The 17622-nt window shown below is 75.0% G+C and carries 8 protein-coding genes; 7 read left to right on the plus strand and 1 reads right to left on the minus strand.

The genetic code is table 11. From position 1 onward, the window contains the following. The first annotated feature begins 464 nt into the window (after positions 1-464). From OHU34_RS07090 to OHU34_RS07120, 7 genes are all read left to right on the plus strand, one after another. Positions 465-7469: an SDR family oxidoreductase gene (locus OHU34_RS07090; protein ID WP_405765404.1), complete on the plus strand. Its 7005-nt coding sequence runs from the start codon at positions 465-467 to the stop codon at positions 7467-7469. Positions 7470-7513: 44 nt separating this feature from the next. Beyond that, on the plus strand, positions 7514-11974 hold the full coding sequence (locus OHU34_RS07095) for a beta-ketoacyl synthase N-terminal-like domain-containing protein (protein WP_405772175.1): 4461 nt from the start codon (positions 7514-7516) through the stop codon (positions 11972-11974). Beyond that, positions 11971-12297 carry an acyl carrier protein gene (locus OHU34_RS07100; RefSeq protein WP_142267183.1) on the plus strand — a complete coding sequence of 109 codons (327 nt, stop codon included), beginning with the start codon at positions 11971-11973 and terminating at the stop codon, positions 12295-12297. The genes OHU34_RS07095 and OHU34_RS07100 overlap by 4 nt, the downstream gene beginning before the upstream one ends. Positions 12298-12300: 3 nt before the next feature. Next, entirely contained in the window at positions 12301-13116 is an 816-nt protein-coding gene (locus tag OHU34_RS07105) for an alpha/beta fold hydrolase (RefSeq protein ID WP_142267182.1), read from the plus strand. Then, positions 13113-14288 (plus strand): glycosyltransferase, encoded by a 1176-nt coding sequence (locus OHU34_RS07110; protein WP_405765407.1) that lies wholly within the window; start codon positions 13113-13115, stop codon positions 14286-14288. Before OHU34_RS07105 ends, OHU34_RS07110 begins: the two co-directional genes overlap by 4 nt. Further along, positions 14285-15352 carry a class I SAM-dependent methyltransferase gene (locus OHU34_RS07115; protein ID WP_200839867.1) on the plus strand — a complete coding sequence of 356 codons (1068 nt, stop codon included), beginning with the start codon at positions 14285-14287 and terminating at the stop codon, positions 15350-15352. The genes OHU34_RS07110 and OHU34_RS07115 overlap by 4 nt, the downstream gene beginning before the upstream one ends. Before the next feature lie 100 nt (positions 15353-15452). After that, positions 15453-16406 (plus strand): alpha/beta hydrolase, encoded by a 954-nt coding sequence (locus OHU34_RS07120; protein ID WP_142267180.1) that lies wholly within the window; start codon positions 15453-15455, stop codon positions 16404-16406. 133 nt (positions 16407-16539) lie between these two features. Here OHU34_RS07120 and OHU34_RS07125 read toward each other — a convergent pair whose 3' ends face one another. Then, positions 16540-17610, minus strand: coding sequence for an Ldh family oxidoreductase (locus OHU34_RS07125; protein WP_405765410.1), 1071 nt, complete (start codon positions 17608-17610; stop codon positions 16540-16542). Positions 17611-17622: the final 12 nt, after the last annotated feature.

Raw genomic sequence — 17622 nt, forward strand, 5'->3', positions numbered from 1 at the left:
GGTCGGCGTCAAGGCCCGTCTCACAGGTCGGCTCGGGCACCGTCGTCCGCACAAGCCTTTCCCGGTCACTCCAGGACCGACACACAGAATTTTCCCCGCCACCCGGCCGACGCCGGGAATGTGCGTGTCGATTCGGACAAGCGGTCCAGAGGAACTCATTTCCTGCGTTCGTTCATGTTTCTACAGTGTGAGTGGAGGGTGAACGAGGCCGGGCCCGAAAGGAATTCATCCGATTTCCTACACCCTGGCCCTCGGCCCATGGCTGACCGAATCATTGCGGCTGGATACCGCCCGATCGTTCGAACGTTGACCAGTGAGTAATAAGCGCACTACCTTTCAACGCGTTTCGAGCACGCGCTTTAGAACGGCGTTCCGCGGTGGACCCCTGCCCGCGGGAATCCGGTGAGCCGCCATTGCTGTCCCGAACCCCCCACCGTGCAGTCTCACCCTTGATTCGGAGAATCATGACGTCTGCTGTGCGTTCCGAGGACATGATCATCGGCATCACTCCTTTCGGCGAACCCGATGCCGGGCTCGCCCTGGCGATCGACCGGGCCGGCGGGCTCGGCGTACTCGACCTGGGATCCGGTGACCGAAGAACCCGCGAGGCCCTGTCCCGCCTGCGCCGCGCCTCCCCGGGCACCTTCGGGGTCCGGGTCGGCGCACACTGCCGGCTCACCCCTGCCGACCTGGAACCCGACGGCCCGCACACGGTGATCCTGACACCGGAGACCGACGGGGCGTCCTGGCCGATCGACACCCTCTCGGCCCGCTACCGCGTGCTGGTCGAGGTCACCGACCTGGCGGGCGCGCGGGACGCGTTACGCGCCGGGGCGCACGGCCTGATCGCCCGCGGCGCCGAGAGCGGTGGCCGAATCGGTGAACTGAGCACCTTCGTCCTGCTCCAGCAGCTCCTCGCCGCGCCCGAGGTCGCCGCCCCGGTGTGGGCGTGCGGCGGCATCGGCCCGCGCACGGCCGCCGCCGCGGTGGCCGGCGGTGCGGCAGGCGTCGTCCTGGACAGCCAGCTCGCGCTGCTCGCCGAGTCCGCGCTGCCCGAACCCGCCGCCGCGGCGCTGCGCACCCTGGACGGCTCGGAGACCGTCGTCCTCGCCGGACACCGGGTCCTGCTGCGGCGCGGCCCCGACGCCCCGCAGCTCCCGGAGGGCGCGGGAGCACAGGCGGTGGCGGCGCTGCTGGGCGCGCAGGATCCGCGCGAGCAGCTGCTCCCGGTGGGCCAGGACGGCTTCCTCGCCGCGCGGTTCGCCGAACGCTGGGGCGACGTGCGGCGGACCCTGCGGGCGGTGCGGGACGCGGTCCTGGACGCCGTACGCGACGACACGGCCGGACGGGCCCTGCGGGCCGGGTCACCGATGAGCCGGGCGCTCGGCACCCGGCTCCCCCTCGCCCAGGGGCCGATGACAAGGGTGAGCGACGGGGCCCCGTTCGCCGCGGCGGTGGCGGCCGACGGGGCACTGCCCTTCCTCGCCCTGGCGTTGGCGGACGGCGCGCGGACGCGGGCCATGCTCGCCGAGACCCGGGACGCGGTGGCCGGCCGACCCTGGGGCGTGGGCGTGCTCGGCTTCGCTCCGGAGGACCTGCGCGCAGCACAGCTGGAGGCCGTACGGGAGCTGCGGCCGACGCACGCGATCATCGCGGGCGGCCGGCCGTCCCAGGCACAGGCGCTGGAGCGGGACGGCATCCGGACCTTCCTGCACGTGCCGTCGCCGGGGCTGCTGCGGCAGTTCCTGGAGGCCGGGGCCCGCCGGTTCGTGTTCGAGGGCTCGGAGTGCGGCGGACACGTCGGACCGCGTGCGAGTTTCGCGCTCTGGGAGGCCCAACTGGCGGTCCTGGAGGACTGGTCGGAGGACCACCGGGCGGAGGACGTCGAGGTGTTCTTCGCGGGCGGTGTCCACGACGAACGGTCGGCGGCGATGGTCGCCGCGCTCGCCGCGCCACTGACCGCGCGCGGAGCGGCCGTCGGCGTGCTGATGGGCACCGCGTACCTGTTCACCGAAGAGGCCGTGTCCTGCGGCGCGATCCGGCCGCTCTTCCAACAGCAGGTCATGGCCGCCGAGCGCACCACGCTCCTGGAGTCGGCGCCGGGACACGCCACCCGGTGCGTGCCCAGCCCGTTCGCCGCCGGTTACCGCGACGAGGAGGCCCGGCTGCGGGCCGAGGGCGCCGGGGACCGACAGATCTGGGAGGCCCTGGAGCGCCTCAACGTCGGCCGGCTGCGCCTCGCGAGCAAGGGCGTGACCCGGGACACCGACGGCTCCCTCACCCCCGTCGACGAGCAACGCCAGCTCGACGAGGGGATGTTCATGGCCGGGGCGGTGGCCGTGCTGCGCTCGGCGACCACCACGGTCTCCGCGCTGCACGAGTCGGTGACCACCGGCGCGACAGAGCATCTCACCGGGCGGGCAGCCGAGTTGGGCCGCGAGGAGACGTTCCGGGAGCCGGCCGTCCCGGCCCCGCTCGACATCGCCGTCGTCGGCATGGCGTGCATGTTCCCGCAGGCACCCGACCTGCCCACCTTCTGGGCGAACGTGGTCGGGGGTGTGGACGCGGTCGGCGAGGTACCGGCCGACCGCTGGGATCCGGCCGTCCACCACGGCGAGTCGACTCCCTCCAAGTGGGGCGGCTTCCTGCCCCGCATCCCCTTCGACCCCCTGCGGTACGGCATCCCGCCCGCCTCGCTCGGCAGCGTCGAGCCGGTGCAGTTGCTGTCCCTGGAGGCGGCCCGCCGCGCCCTGGAGGACGCCGGATACGGCGAAGGGGGGCGGGAGTTCGACCGCTCCCGCACCTCGGTGGTGTTCGGCGCGGAGGCGGGCAGCGACCTGTCGAACGCGGCCACCCTGAGGGCGGTCCTGCCCTCCTACTACGGCAACGTCCCGGCGGGCCTGGACGACCAGCTCCCGCAGCTCACCGAGGACTCCTTCCCCGGCATGCTCGCCAACGTCATCTCCGGGCGGATCGCCAACCGGCTCGACCTCGGCGGCGCCAACTACACCGTCGACGCCGCCTGCGCCTCCTCGCTGGCCGCGGTGGACGTCGCCTGCAAGGAACTCGTCGGCGGCACCTCCGACGTGGTTCTCTGCGGCGGCGCCGACCTGCACAACGGCATCAACGACTACGTCCTCTTCTCCTCCGTGCACGCCCTGTCCCCGACCGGCCGCTCCCGCGCCTTCGACGGTTCGGCGGACGGCATCGCCCTCGGCGAGGGCGTGGCCTGCGTCGTCCTGAAGCGGCTCGCGGACGCCGAACGCGACGGCGACCGGATCTACGGCCTGATCAAGGGCCTCGGCTCCTCCAGCGACGGCCGCTCGCTCGGACTCACGGCGCCCAGGCCCGAGGGCCAGCGCTCGGCCCTGGAACGCGCCTACCGCAACGCGGGCGTCTCCCCGGCCGAGGTCGGTCTCCTCGAGGCGCACGGCACCGGGACGGTGGTCGGCGACCGCACCGAACTGCGCATCCTCAGCGAGGTGTTCGGCGAGGCCGGGGCGCAACCGGGCGGCTGCGCGATCGGCTCGGTGAAGTCGCAGATCGGGCACACCAAGTGCGCCGCCGGACTCGCCGGGCTGATCAAGACACTGCTCGCCCTGCACACCGGCGTCCGGCCGCCCACACTGCACGTGAAGGACCCCAACGCGGCCTGGGACCGGGAGAGCAGCCCCTTCGCCTTCCACGCACAGGCGCGGCCCTGGGCGGCGCCGCCCGAGGAACGCCTCGCCGGGGTCAGCGCGTTCGGCTTCGGTGGCACCAACTTCCATGTGGTGCTCAGTGCCTACGCCGGCGGCGTGCCGCCGGTACGGGGCGCGGACGCCTGGCCCGCCGAACTGTTCGTCTTCCGTGGCCGGGACGCCGCCGCGGCCGGCCGGGCGGTGGACGAACTCCTCAGGGCCGCGGAGGCGGAGGGCCGGCCGTGGCGGCTGCGGGACCTGGCGCTCGGCGCCGCCCGGCGGTCGGACGCGAGCGGTGAACCGGCGCGGGTCGCGGTCGTGGCGACGGACGTGGACGACCTTGTCGGCAAGTTGCGACGGGTGTCGGCCGATCCGGCCGAGCACGACCCGGCACACGGCATCCACCGGGCCGGACCGGACGACCCCCAAGTCGACCCCGGGGACTCCAAGGTCGCCTTCCTCTTCCCCGGCCAGGGCAGCCAGCGCACCGGCATGCTCGCGGACCTGTTCGTCACCTTCCCCGAGCTGCGGCCCTACCTGGAACTCGGACGGGCCCACGCCGACACCCTGTATCCGCCGGCCGCCTTCGACGACGCGGAACGCGACCGTCAGCATGCCGCGCTGACCGACACACGGGTGGCACAGCCGGCGCTCGGTGTCGCCGGACTCGCCGCGCACGCCGTGCTCACCGCGGCCGGGGTGCGGCCGGACATGGCCGCCGGACACAGTTACGGCGAGCTGGTCGCCCTCTGCGCGGCCGGCGCGCTGAGCCCCGAGACACTGCTGGACCTGAGCGCGGAACGGGCGACGGCGATCCTCGAAGCCGCCGGGGCGGCCGGTTCTGCCGGGTCTGCCGGGTCTGCCGGGTCTGCCGGGTCTGCCGGGTCTGCCGGTGGCGATCCCGGCACCATGGCCGCCGTCGCGGCCGGTGCCGACAAGGTGGCGCGGGCCCTGGAGGCGGTGCGGGCGCCGGACTCCGTGGTCGTCGCCAACCGCAACTCGCCCGAGCAGACGGTGATCTCCGGCCCCTCGGACGCCGTCACCGACACCGTACGGCTGCTGCGCGAGGCCGGTGTCGGGGCCAAGCGGATCCCCGTGGCCTGCGCCTTCCACAGCCCCCTGGTCGCCGGTGCCGCCGGCCGCTTCGCCGAGGCACTCGCGGCCCGGCCGGTGCACGCGCCCGAGTTCCCGGTGTGGTCCAATCGCACGGCCGCGCCGTATCCCCCCGACGCCGACGGGGTACGGACCGAGCTCGCCGCGCAGATCGGCGCCCCGGTCGCCTTCGCCGAGCAGATCGAGGCGATGTACGCGGCGGGCGCGCGGATCTTCGTCGAAGCCGGACCCGGGTCGGTGCTGACGCGGCTGGTCGGGCAGATCCTCGGCGACCGTCCGCACCGCACGGTGGCCTGCGAGCCCCGCCCCGGCGGCGGTCTGCACGGCTGGCTCGACGCGCTGGCCCGGCTCGCCGTCGCGGGCCTGCCGGTACGCGCCGGGTGGCTGCTGCGCGGCCGGGACGCGATCGACGCGGTACGGACCCCCGTGCCGAAGCGGGCCGGCTGGACGGTCGACGGACAGCTGGTCCGTACCGCCGCCGGCGCCCTCCTTCCCGGTGCGCTCGCACCGGCCCGCCGAGTCGTGGAACCCCTCGAGAGGACCGTGGCGACTGTGACGACGAACCCCCCGCACGGCGGCCCGTCCGACCGGGATGCACTCGTCTCCGAATTCCTGCGCACCAGCCGGGAGATGATCGCCGCCCAACGGGACGTGCTGCTCACCTACTTCGGGGCCACCGCGGGCGCGCCGCCGGCGGCGCCCGTGGCCGCGGTGCCGCAGGTGATCCAGGCGGTTCCCCAACTCCCCACGGCACAACCGGCGGTGGCCGCGGCGACGGAACCGACCGGGGATTCCGCGCCGCCCCGGGCCACCGGGCCCGTCGATGTCCGGCAGGTCGTCCTGGAGATCATCAGCGAGCGCACCGGCTACCCCGTCGACATGATCGAGCCCGACCTCGACCTCGAGGCCGACCTCAGCATCGACTCCATCAAGCGGGCGGAGATCGCAGGCGAGTTGGCCCGACGTCTGGGTGCCGGGGCGGGCGCGGACCTCGCGTCGATGGACGACGACGAGCTGGAGGAGCTGGCGAAGGCGCGGACCGCCGCCGCGGTGACCGACTGGCTGACCGCCAGGCTGGGCGGACCGGCCGCGCCCGCGCCCACCGCCGAGCCCGACACGGCGGCGGCGGGAGCGGTGGCGGTACCGGGCACGGAGCCCGGAACGCCTGGGCAGGCCCCACCGGAGGTGAACGGCGAGCCGCCCCGCAGGCATGTGCTGCGGCCGGTCCTGCTCGACGTCGGCACCGACGCCTCGGCCGTCCCCTCCGCCGTCCCCTCCGGCGCGCTCTCCGGGACCCGTTGGATCCTCCTCGGGGAAGCCCCGCAGGCGGCGGCCCGGCTGGTGTCCCACGGCGCCGACGTCGCCGTACGGGCCCGGGACCACGTCCTGACCGAGGCGGACGGGCCGGTGGAGGGCGTGCTGTACCTCGGCGCCCTCGACGGCGCCGACGACGGCCCCGTCCTGCCGGACGCGTTCCCCGTCCTGAAGGCGGCCCTGGCACGCGGCCCGCGCTGGCTGCTGGCCGTGCGCACCGCCGACGGCGGGACACCCGACCCCCGCACCGCCGGGCTGCGCGGTCTGTTCCGGACGGTGGCACGTGAGTACCCGGAGCTGATCGCCCGGGTCGTCGACCTCTCCGACACCTCGCCGTCCGCCGTCGCGGACGCCGTGGTCGCGGAGGCCGTCGCGCCGGACCGTACCCCGGTCGTCCTGCGGACGGCGGCCGGACGGCACGGCTTCGAGCTGGTGGAGGCGCCGCTCGGCGCGCTCGGCAGCACGGGCGCAGGACCGGCCGGGGACGGAGCCGCCGAGGCGGCGGCGCTCGGACTGGACCGGGACTCGGTCGTCCTGCTCGCGGGCGGGGCGCGGGGCATCACCGCGCAGTTCGCCGCCGCGCTCGCCCGTGCCGCCCGCTGCCGTCTGGAGCTGCTCGGCCGGACCCCCGCGCCGGACGGCCCCGAAGCCGCGGACACCGCTGCCGCCCGCACCCCGGCCGAGCTGCGTGCCGCTCTGGCCGCGCGCGGCGGCAGCAAACCGACGGAGATCAACCGTGCCGCCGAACTCCTGCTGGCCCAGCGGGAGATCACCGCCACCCTCGCCGAACTCACGGCGCTCGGCGGCCGGGCCCGCTACCGTTCCGTCGACTTCCGCGAGCCCGGGGCGGTGCTCCAGGCGGTGAAGGAGATCCACGCCGAGCACGGCCGGCTGGACGGCGTGGTGCACGCGGCCGGGGTGATCGAGGACCGGCTCGTCGCGGAGAAGAGCGCCGAGTCCTTCCAGCGCGTCTACGGCACCAAGGCGACCGGCGCGGACGCCCTGCTCACCGCCCTGGAGGAACTCCCCGTCGCACCCGCGTTCACCGTGCTGTTCGGCTCGATCTCGGCCGTCCTCGGCAACCGGGGCCAGGTGGACTACGCGGCCGCCAACGACGCGCTGGAGACCCTCGGCGCGGCCTTCGCCGCCCGTACCGGGCACCGCGCGGTGACCGTGCACTGGGGGCCGTGGGCGCCCGCGGCCGGGCACGCCGGCATGGTGGGGGTGGAGCTGGCCCGGGAGTACGCCCGGCGCGGCATCCGGCTGATCGATCCCGAGGAGGGGACCGCGGCGCTGCTGCGGGAGCTGGCCTGGGGCGAGGAGTCCGCCACGGCCGTCGTCCACACCGCCTCGGGCTGGTGACGGCGGCCGTGACCGCGCCTCACCGGCCCGTCGCCATCGTCGGCATGGCGGTCCTGCTGCCGGGCGCCGCCGACCTGGACGCGTACTGGCGCAATCTGCGGGACGGCGTGGACGCGATCGGCGAGGTGCCCGAGGGGCGCTGGGACGCCGAGTACTACCGTCCCGGCACCGCCTCCGAACCGGCCGTCGCGGACCGGGTCTACGCGCGGCGGGGCGGGTTCGTGGACGGGCTGGCGGAGGTGGAGGTGACCCGGTTCGGGATCATGCCCCACTCGGTGGCCGGGACCGAGCCGGACCAGCTGATCGCCCTGCACGTGGCCTCGGCCGCCCTGGACGACGCGGGCGGCCCGGACCGGCTCCCCGACCGAGGGCGCGTCGGCGTCGTCCTCGGCCGGGGCGGCTATCTCGGTCCCGGCCTGGTCCGGCTCGACCAGCGGGTCCGCACGGCCGGTCAACTCGTGCGCACGCTCAATGAGTTGCTGCCCGACCTCACCTCCGACCAACTCGGCCGCGTACGGACGGCGTTCACCGAGCGGCTCGGTCCGGACAGTCCCGAGTCGGCGATCGGCCTGGTGCCCAATCTCGCCGCCTCCCGGATCGCCAACCGGCTGGACCTGCGCGGTCCGGCGTACACCGTGGACGCGGCCTGCGCGTCCTCGCTGGTCGCCGTGGACCAGGCGGTGGCCGAACTCGGCTCCGGGCGCTGCGACCTGATGCTCGCGGGAGGCGTCCACCACTGCCACGACATCACGCTGTGGAGCGTCTTCTCCCAGCTCCGCGCCCTCTCGCCCAGCCAGCGCAGCCGCCCCTTCCACCGGGACGCCGACGGCATCCTGATCGGCGAGGGGACGGGCGTCGTCGTCCTCAAGCGGCTGGCCGACGCCGAGCGCGACGGCGACCGGATCTACGCGGTGATCCGGGGCACCGGGGTGGCCAGTGACGGCCGGGCCGCGGGGCTGGTCAACCCCGATCCCGGCGGTCAGGCGCAGGCTGTCCGGCAGGCGTGGCGGGCCGCCGGGCTCGACCCGGCCGAGCCCGGTTCGATCGGTCTGCTGGAGGCGCACGGCACCGCGACCCCGGCGGGCGACGAGGCCGAACTGACCACCCTCGCCGCGGTGTTCGGCCCCGGCGAGGCTGAAGCGGTGCTGGGGTCGGTCAAGTCGATGATCGGGCACACCATGCCCGCCGCCGGGGTGGCCGGGCTCGTCAAGGCCGCGCTCGCCGTCCACCACGGCATGCTGCTCCCGACGCTGCACTGCGACGACCCGCACCCCGCCCTGGCCCGCACCCGGTTCCGCACCCTGGAGAAGGCGGCCGACTGGGAGCCCACCGAACGGCAGCCCGTGCGCCGGGCCGCCGTCAACGCGTTCGGGTTCGGCGGGATCAACGCGCACGTGGTGCTGGAGGAGGCGCCCGGGGTCCGCGGACCGCGCGCGACCGCCCCGCCCCGTCCGGCCCTGGCGGTCACCGAACCCGAGCGGGTCCTGCTGCTCGCCGCCGACTCCCCCGCGCGGCTCGCCGCCCTCCTGGACGCCGACGACGACACCGTACGGGCCGCCGGACTCGCCCCCTCCCATCCGCACCCGGACGCGGGAGCGGCCCGCCTCGGCATCGTCGACCCGACCGCGAAGCGGCTCGCCCTGGCCCGCCGCGCGGTCGGCAAGCAGCGCGCCTGGCACGGCCGCAGCGACGTCTGGTTCCGGCCCAGCCCCCTGCTGGGCGCCGAAGCGGGCGGACCCGCGTTCCTCTTCCCCGGCCTGGAGGGCGACTTCACCCCGCAGGTCGACGACGTGGCCGCCCACTTCGGGCTGCCCGTCCCGTCCGTCGGCGAGGGCCGGGCCGGTGACGTGGGCCGTCACGGCTTCGGTGTGGTCGCCGTCGGCCGGCTGCTCGACGCCGCGCTGCGCCGCACCGGGATCGTGCCGGCCGCGGTCGCCGGGCACAGCGTGGGCGAGTGGACGGCGATGGCGACGGCCGGGCTGTACTCCGGGGACGAGGTCGACGCGTTCATGGCGGACTTCGACCCCGACTCGGTGACGGTTCCGGGGCTGGCCTTCGGGGCGATCGGCGCGTCCGCCGAGCGGGTCCTGGCCGCCCTGCGGGACGAGGGCCCGGCCACCGCGGGACTGGTGCTCTCCCACGACAACGCGCCCGGCCAGTCGATGGTGTGCGGACCGGAAGCGGCGGTGGAGGAGTTCGTACGGGCCTTCCGCGCCCAGGGTGTCCTCAGCCAGGTGCTGCCGTTCCGGTCGGGCTTCCACACGCCGATGCTGGAACCGCATCTCGGACCGATCGAGGAGGCCGCCGACCGGTTCCGGCTGCATCCGGCGCACACACCCCTCTGGTCGGGGACGACCGCCGCGCCCTTCCCCGAGGACGAGGCGGGGATACGGTCCCTGTTCGTCCGCCATCTGCTGGAACCCGTCCGCTTCCGGCAGCTGACCGAGGCGCTGTACGCGGCCGGACACCGGGTGTACGTCCAGGTCGGCCCGGGTCAGCTCGGTTCCCTCGTCGGGGACACCCTGGGCGGCCGGGACCACCTGGTCGTCGCCGCCAACTCCCCCCACCGCACGGGCCTCGCCCAGCTCCGCAGGGTGGCCACCGCGCTGTGGACGGCCGGGGCGGCGGTGGCTCCCTCCCTCGGGCCCTGCCCGGCGCCCGTCGCCACCGCGCGGGCGGCACGGCCGCCGGTACGGCTGGACCTGGGCGGCGCCCTGGTGTCCCTCGCGCCGCAGCGGCTCACCGCGCTGCGGGCCGAGCTGCGCGCGCCGGTCCGTGCGGCGGACGCCGTCGGCCCGTCGCCGCTGGACGCCCTGGCCGAGGGTTCACCGATGGCCGCCGAACTGTCCGCCCTGCTCCACGAGACGGCGGACACGGCGGCCGCCCTCATGACCGCGAGGGCCGGCGCTCCCACGGCCGCACGGGGGACCGGCCCGTGGCACAGCGTCGTCCACGTCTCCCCCGACGCCATGCCCTACCTGCTGGACCACTGCTTCTTCCCGCAGCGGCCCGGCTGGCCCGAGGTCGCCGACCGGTGGCCGGTCGTCCCGGCGACGACGATCGTGCAGCACATCGTGGACGCGGCGGCGGACGCGGCGCGGGACTCGGCCCCCGGCACGGTGCCGGTCGCCGTGCACGGTGCGCGGTTCGAGGAATGGCTCACCGCCACCCCCGCCGTCGACGTGCCGGTCACCGTGACCCCCGAAGGTCCCGACCGGCTGGCCGTGTCCTTCGGCCCCCGGGCCCGCGCAACCGTCGAACTGGCCGCCGCCCACCCACCGCCGCCCGCCCCGTGGCCCGACGGCCCCGGCGCCGAGCGCGCCCCGGACCACACCGCCGCCCAGCTCTACGACGAGCGCTGGATGTTCCACGGCCCGGCGTTCCGGGGCGTCACCGGACTCGGCGCGATCGGCGACCGCCACGTACGCGGGGTGATCACCACCCCGTCCGCGCCCGGCGCCCTGCTGGACAACGTCGGCCAGCTCCTCGGCTACTGGATCATGGCGACCCGTAGCGAGCGGACCGTCGTGTTCCCGGTCGGAATGCGGGAGATGCGCTTCCACGGACCGCATCCGGCGCCGGGGACCGAGGTGGGGTGCCTGGTGCGGATCACCTCGCTCACCGACGCCTTCCTGGAGGCCGACGTCCAGCTGACGGTCGGGGGCACGGTGTGGGCGGAGGTGTACGGCTGGCAGGACCGCCGGTTCGACAACGACCCGAAGACGCGGCCCGTCGAGCGCTTCCCGGAGCACCACACGCTGTCCGAGACCCGTCCGGGCGGCTGGCAACTGCTGCACGAGCGGTGGCCGGACCTGGCGTCCCGTGAACTGATCATGCGCAACTCCCTGGGTGGAGCGGAGCGTTCGCAGTACGCGGAGCACGCGCCGCGCGGGCGCCGGCAGTGGCTGCTGGGCCGGATCGCGGTCAAGGACGCGGTACGGCAGTGGCTGTGGGACCAGGGCGAGGGCCCGGTCTTCCCGGCCGAGCTGCGGGTGCGCAACGACGAGGCCGGACGGCCGTACGTCACCGGCGTGCACGGACGCGTCCTGCCCGCGCTGGACGTCTCGCTGGCCCACTGCGCGGAGGCGGGCGTCGCGATCGTCCGGCCGCACACGCCGGGCCCCGGCCCGGGGATCGACATCGAGGAGGTCACCGACCGCACCCCGCAGACCCTCGCCGCCGCCCTCGGCGAGGACGAAATACGGCTGCTGCGCGCCCTGTCGGCCGGCTCCGGCAGCTCCGAAGCCCTGTGGTTCACCCGTTTCTGGGCGGCGAAGGAGGCCGTCGCCAAGGCGGAGGGCACCGGATTCGACGGCAGGCCGCGGGACTTCACGGTGCTCGACGCGACACCGGCCGGCGACCGGCTGACCGTCGCGGGCCGCCTCGGACGCGCCTACCCCGTGCACTGCGCACCGGCCGCCAACCCGCCCCGGCTGCCAGACCGTTCGTACGTGGTGGCCTGGACGACGGGACACCCGACCGCGAAGGAGTACGACGCCCGATGACACCCCCCACGCCCCGCAGCCCCGTCACCGCCGACGAGAGGTCCGTCCTGGCCGATCTCACCGCCATGCTCACGCAACTCCTGCAGGACGAGTACGGGCTCGACGACATCGAGATCGACCTGCAGACCACCTTCAACCGCGACCTGGAGCTGGAGAGCATCGACCTCGTCACCCTGGCCGGTCTGCTCCAGGAGCGGTACGGCGACCGGGTCAACTTCGCCGAGTTCCTGGCCGGCATGGAGTTCGACGAGATCATCGAACTGACCGTCGGACGGCTCGTCGAGTACGTCGTGACGAGCCTGAAGGCCGCGGAGGCGAGCTGAGCCATGGTGATGGTCGACACCGGCTCCGTCCGGTTGCACGTACAGCGGATCGGCCCCCGGCAGGGCCGGCCGGCCACCGCCACCGTGGTCCTGGTGCACGGCCTGCTGACCGACAGCCTGGCCAGCTACTACTTCACCGTCGCCCCGGCGTTCGCGGCCGCAGGCCTCGACGTCGTCATGTACGACCTGCGGGGCCACGGCCGCAGCGAGCGCCCCGCCGCGGGCTACACGCTCGACGACAACATCGACGACCTGGAGGCGCTGCTCGACCGGCTCGGGGTGACCGGCCCGGTGCACCTGGTCGGCAACTCCTACGGCGGCACGATCGCGTTCGGCTACGCGGCCCGTCACCCCGAGCGGGCGGCGAGTGTCAGCCTCGTCGAGTCCGAACCGGCCACCGCCGCCTGGGCGGTGAAGCTCGGCGGGATCCTGGACCGGGTCATGACCCAGCTCGCCCACCACGAGTCCGACGCGATCGCCTGGATCACCGCGAACCGCGGCCACAACACGGCCCGCCTGGCCAAGGGCGCGGCCCGGCTCGCGCGGGAGACCTCCCTCGGCCGGGACATCCCGGCCAGCCGGGTGCTGACGGACGAGCGGATGGCCGCGGTGCGCTGCCCGGTGCTCGGGCTGTACGGCGCCGACTCCGATCTGGCCGAACTGGCGCCCTGGCTCCGGGCGGTGCTGCCGGACTGCCGCACGGTGGTGATCCCGGGGCATGAGCACTCGGTCCTCGTGGAGGCCTCGGGGACGGTCGGCGGACACATCCTGTCCCTCGTCGACGAGGCCGGGCGGGTGGCGGCGGAGGCGACGGGGTGAGCCGGTTCCTCTTCGTCGTGCCGCCGTTGGTGGGTCACCTCAACCCGGCCGTCGGCGTCGCCGCCGAACTCACCGCACGGGGCCACCGGGTGGCGTGGGCCTGCGCCGATCCGGAGCTGGTCGGCCGGCTGGCGGGCCCCGCGGCCGGGGCGGTGTTCGCCTGCGGCGGGGCGCCGCCCGGAGAGCGGCCCGCCGACCTGCGCGGTCCGGAGGCGCTGAAGTTCCTGTGGGAGTGGTACCTGCTGCCGCTCGCGGAGGCGATGGCGCCGGGTGTACGGGCGGCCGTCGAGGCGTTCCGGCCGGACGTCGTCGTCGCCGACCAGCAGGCCTTCGCCGGCGCGCTGGTCGCGGAGCGGCTGGGCCTGCCGTGGGCGACCTCGGCGACCACCTCGGCCGAGTTCACGGATCCGCTGGCCGGGCTGCCCAAGGTCAGAGAGTGGCTCGACGGGCGTCTGGCCGCACTGCGGTCCGCGATCGGCGATCCGGCGGGCGATGCCGACCCCCGCTTCTCGCCGCATCTCGTCCTGGCCTTCAGCACACCGGAGTTGGCGGGCGACGCGCACGGGGGCGTGCGCTGGGTGGGCCCGTCGATCACGGCCCGGCCGTCCGTCGCCGACTTCCCCTGGGAGTGGCTCGACGGCGGCCGCGCCACCGTGCTGGTCACGCTCGGCACCGCGAACACCGACGTCGGCGGACGGTTCCTCGAAGTCTGCCGGGAGGTGCTGCGGGAGCGGGCCGACCGGGTGCAGGGCGTGATCGTCGACCCGGGCGGCACGCTGGAGCCGCGAGGCGACGACAAGGACCTGCTGATCCTGCCGTCGGTTCCCCAACTCGCCCTGCTGGCAAGGCTGGAGAGGGGATCCGGCGCGGTGGTCTGCCATGCCGGGCACAACAGCGTGTGCGAGGCCCTGTGGCACGGGGTCCCCCTGGTCGTGGCTCCGATCCGCGACGACCAGCCGGTCGTGGCCGGGCAGGTCACCGACGCGGGAGCCGGGGTGCGGGTGCGGTTCGGCCGGGTCAGCGCGCGGCAACTGGGCGCGGCGGTCGACTCCGTGCTGGACGAACCCGGACACCGTGCCGCCGCCGGCCGGATCCGTACGGCGTTCCGCGCCGCGGGCGGTCCGTCCGCCGCCGCGGCCCATCTCGAAGACCTGGCCCGGGAGTTCAGATGAGCGAAGACAGCAAGCCCGCCGAGCGGATCGCCGAGGCGCGTCCCGCCTACCGGGCGGACATCGCCGCCGGCCTGGACCGCTTCTTCGAGCCCCGCCGCACCGGCTGCCCGTGGTGCGGCTCGGCGGCGCTGACCACCCGGCTGCGCACCACCGACCTGCTCCAGCACAAGCCGGGCCGCTTCGTCCTGGACCGCTGCGAGGGCTGCGGGCACACCTTCCAGAACCCGCGGCTGAGCGCCGAGGGCCTGGAGTTCTACTACCGGGACTTCTACGACGGGCTGGGCGAGAAGAAGCTCGGGGACACCTTCGGGGGCCGGACGAAGATGTACCGGGGGCGGGCCGGGTCGATGCTGGCGCACGACCCCGCGCCGAAGACCTGGCTGGACGTCGGCACCGGGCACGGTCACTTCTGCGCGGCCGCCCGGGAGGTGCTGCCGGGGACGACGTTCGACGGGCTGGACTTCACCGACGGCGTCGAACTCGCCGAGCGGGAGGGCCGGGTGGAGCGCGGCTACCGGGGCGCGTTCCCCGAGCTGGCGCCCGAACTCGCCGCCCGCTACGACGTGGTGAGCATGTTCCACTACCTGGAGCACAGCACCGACCCCGACCGCGAACTGCGCGCCGCGCACCGGACGGTGCGCCCCGGCGGCCATCTCCTCATCGAGGTGCCGGACCCGGAGAGCCGCTACGCGCGGCTGCTGGGCCGCTGGTGGCTGCCCTGGCTCCAGCCGCAGCATCTGCACTTCGTGCCGGTGGCCAATCTGCGGGAGCGGCTCACGCGGCTCGGCTTCACGGTGGTGGCGGAGCAGCACGCCGAGCCGCACGACCCGGTCGACCTGCTGGCCGCCGTGTGGCTGGCGCTGGACCACGCGGCGCCGCGCGACGACGCGCCGTGGCTGCCCGGGCCGCCGGGCGCGCTGCGCCGCACGCTGCGCGGGGCGCTGCTGGTCGCCGGGATCCCGGCGCTGATCGTGGGCACCCTGCTCGACCGGTTCGCGGTGCGTCCGCTCGCGCACCGGCTCGGCGTGTCCAACGCGTACCGGATCGTGGCCCGGCGCGACTGACGGACCGGTGCGCGCGCGGGTCTCGCCGTGCTAGCTTCACCCCGTTCTCTTCAACAGGAATCCTGATGATCGACGGCACGGCTCGACGAACGGAACGCGCATGTCCCTCCTGGCCAGACCGGCGGTGGCCGCCCTCGCCGCCAAGACGATGCAGGGCCTCACCGGGCTGGCGAGCCGCCGTTCCGGTGGCTCCGGCTCCACCGCCGAGGGGCAGGCCCGTTTCCCGGAGCACCCCCGCGCGGTGCGGGAGCTGACGGTGCCGACCTCCGTCGCCCCGGCACAGGTCACGGTGTACGCGCCCCCGGCCGGGACGGCGGCGCCCGCGCCCGTCCACGTCAACTTCCACGGTGGCGGCTACGTCGTGTCGATGCCGGAGCTCGACGACGGGCTCTGCCGGTGGCTGGCCGCCGAGGCGGGGGTGTTCGTGGTCAACGTGAAGTACGTCGTCGCCCCGCAACACCCGTTCCCGGCCCCGCCGACGCAGGCCTTCGAGGTGGTGCGCTGGGTCGCCGAGCACGGCGCGGAGCACGGCTGGGACGGCGGGCGGCTCACCGTGGGCGGACAGAGCGCGGGCGGCGGACTCACGGCGGCCGTGGCCCGCCAGGCCCTGGAACAGGGCGGGCCCGCGATCGCCCTCCAGGTGCTGCACTACCCGCCGCTGGACCTCGCCACCAGCGCGAAGGACAAGAAGGCGGCGGTCGCCAAGCCCATGCTGCGGCCCTGGATGGCCGAGATCTTCGACACCTCGTACGTGCCGGATCCGCGCGAGCGCGCCCACCGGCTCGTCTCGCCCGCCCACGCCTCCGACACCGCCGACCTGACGGGCATCGCTCCGGCGCTGGTCATCACGGCCGAGTACGACCTGCTCAGGAACGAGGCGGTGCGGTACGCGGAGCGGCTGCGCGCGGCCGGTGCCCTCGTCGAGCACCATGACCTCGCCGGGGCCGACCACGGCTACGACACCAAGGACGACGAACGGGCCCGGACCACCTACGCACTGATCGCCCGTCATCTTCGACGGGCGACCGACGCAGGTGGTTCACAGGCCTCTTGAGGCCGCGAGGGGGCGGGAGGGCGCGTCCGCCGCACCGGACACCGCCCGGGTGGTCCGAAGGCGCCCTCCGCCGCACCGGCGTGCCCGGCCACCACCCCCTCCCCGGGTCGCCGCCCCGGGCAGCCACAGCCCCCTAGCCGGCGGCCTCCGGCAGGGCGACACCCAGCTTCTCGGCACGCTCGGTCAGGTCGCGCCACACCTTGGGCGCCACCGGGACGCCCTTCTCCCCGCGGTCGGCGGCCACGGCGGCACTGCGCTCGCCCGGGTAGAACACGCCCTGCGCGCCGTCCGCGGCCGGCAGGCCCTTGAGCGTGTCCAGCGTGGCGTCCACGGACTCGGCGAAGACGTCCGCGCCCCCGAAGGCGGCCGGGTCGACGGCGATGAGCAGGGCGTTCTGGCGGTGCTTGCGGCCGGCCGCGTCGTCCGAGTGGAACGACGCGAAGATCGGCGCCCCCACCAGCACACTGGTCAGCAGCTCGAAGGCGAGGGACATGCCGGATCCCTTCGCCCCGCCGAGCGGGAGCGGCATGACCGCCTTCTCCGGATCGGTGGTCGGGGTGCCGTCCTCGGTGGCGGCAGCGCCTTCCGGCAGCGGGGTGCCGCTCGCCTTCGCCTGCCGGATCCTGCCGAGCGCGACGGTGGCGGTGGCCATGTCCAGGAGCAGCGGTGCATGCGCCGACGAGGAGTCGGTGGGGACGGCGATGGCGAGCGGACTGGTGGCGACCGCCGCTCCCCTGACGCCGGTGTAGCCCATGTTCGGCATCCCGGCGACGAAGCCGATGCCGACCAGGCCCTGCTCGGCGATCTTCGACACGTAGTAGCCGATCGCGCCGGTGTGCACCGTGCGGCGTACGCCCACCGCGGCGATGCCGGTCGTCCGCGCCCTGGTCACGGCCTCGTCGGCCGCCGCACTGAGGGCCACCGGGCCGGGGGCGCGGTCGGCGTCCAGGACGGCCGCGGCCACGGTGGTGGACTCGACCGTGATCCGGGCGTCGGCGTTGGCGACGCCCTTCTCCAGCAGGTCCAGATAGGCGGGGACCCGGGCGATGCCGTGCGAGTCGACGCCGCGCAGCGCGGCCCAGACGAACACGTCGGCGGTGGTGCGGGCGTGTTCGGCGCTCAGACCGCCCTTCTCGAGGAGGGCCGCGGAGAAGGTGCGCAGGTCCTCTGCGGGCACCAGGATCTTCGTGGGTGGGGTGGACATGGTGGCGGTGCC

Origin of the sequence: Streptomyces sp. NBC_00080 (assembly GCF_045041255.1) — a bacterium.
GTDB lineage: Bacteria > Actinomycetota > Actinomycetes > Streptomycetales > Streptomycetaceae > Streptomyces > Streptomyces coriariae.